A 1456-nucleotide genomic window follows, 5' to 3' on the forward strand; every position below is an offset into this window, starting at 1 on the left:
CGCGCTTTTCTCGGACAGGAACAGGAAGCGGTCTTCCGTCACCTCGACGTCGAGCGGCGCGCCGCGTTCCTTCCAGTCGGGGAACAGTTCGGTGATCGCGCGCGGGTCCATCACCGCACCCGACAGGATGTGCGCGCCGATCTCGGAACCTTTCTCGAGCACGCACACGCCGATTTCGGTGCCTTTCTCGGCGGCCAGCTGCTTGAGCCGGATCGCCGCCGACAGCCCGGCGGGGCCGCCGCCGACGATCACGACGTCGTATTCCATCGATTCGCGCGGGCCGTACTGCGCGAGCAAGTCCTGTGTGGTCAAAATCCTGTCTCCTCCTGCGTCCCGACCGTCAGCCGGTCAGAACTGGTCTTCCGTCAACGCGAGCACGCCCTCGTTGCCCTTCGTGCCGACAATCGACGCCTCGAGCGCGCCTGCCTGCACCAGCACCTGCTCCGCATAGAGCTGCGCGATCGCGATCTTCGCGCCGAAGAACGCCGGGTCGCTCGCGCGGTTCGCCTGCGCGGCCACCAGCGCGCGCGCCATCTGCCATCCGCACAGCACCACGCCCGCCAGCTTCAGGTACGGCACGCTGCCCGCGAACACCGCATTCGGGTCCTGCTTCGCGTTCGCCAGCACGTAATCCACCACCGACGACAGCGCCTTCGCGCCCTTCTCCAGTTGCACCTTCATCGACGCGGCCGCCGCACCGTCCAGCTTGCCCAGCGCCGCGACAGTCTCGCCGATTTCGGCGATCAGCGCCTTCGCCACCGCGCCGCCGTCGCGCAGCGTCTTGCGGCCCACCAGGTCGTTCGCCTGGATCGCCGTCGTGCCTTCGTAGATCGCCAGGATCCGCGCATCGCGGTAATACTGCGCCGCGCCGGTTTCCTCGATGAAACCCATCCCGCCGTGCACCTGCACGCCCAGGCTCGCCACGTCGTTCACCATCTCCGTGCTCCAGCCCTTCACGACCGGCACCAGATATTCGTAGATTGCCTGATGACGCGCCCGCGTCGCCTCGTCCGAATGGCGGTGGGCAATGTCGCTGTGCGCCGCGGCCACGTACGCCAGCGAGCGCGCACCTTCGGTCAGCGCGCGCATCGTGCCGAGCATCCGGCGCACGTCCGGGTGATGGATGATCGTCACCGACTGCTTGGCCGACCCGTCCACCGGGCGGCTCTGCACGCGTTCCTTCGCGAATTCCGCGGCCTTCTGGTACGCGCGGTCGGCCACGCCGATCCCCTGCATCCCGACGCCGAAGCGCGCCGCGTTCATCATGATGAACATGTATTCGAGGCCACGGTTTTCTTCGCCGATCAGATAGCCGATCGCGCCACCGTTATCGCCATATTGCAGCACCGCCGTCGGGCTCGCCTTGATCCCGAGCTTGTGCTCGATCGACACGCAGTGCACGTCGTTGCGTTCGCCCAGCGAGCCGTCCTCGTTCACCAGGAACTTCGGCACGATG

2 protein-coding genes are annotated in these 1456 nt (G+C 67.0%); both read right to left on the reverse strand.

Annotation, left to right across the window (positions count from 1 at the left end):
• Positions 1 to 267, reverse strand: a 267-nt coding sequence (locus ABY44_RS30085) for an NAD(P)/FAD-dependent oxidoreductase (protein ID WP_425126523.1), incomplete at its 3' end; no start/stop codon positions are given.
• Positions 268 to 348: 81 nt separating this feature from the next.
• A partial coding sequence (locus ABY44_RS30090; protein WP_431642993.1) for an acyl-CoA dehydrogenase occupies positions 349 to 1456 on the reverse strand: 1108 nt, incomplete at its 5' end.

Source organism: Burkholderia sp. ZZQ-2 (genome assembly GCF_050768715.1).
Classification (GTDB): Bacteria; Pseudomonadota; Gammaproteobacteria; order Burkholderiales; family Burkholderiaceae; genus Burkholderia; species Burkholderia cepacia.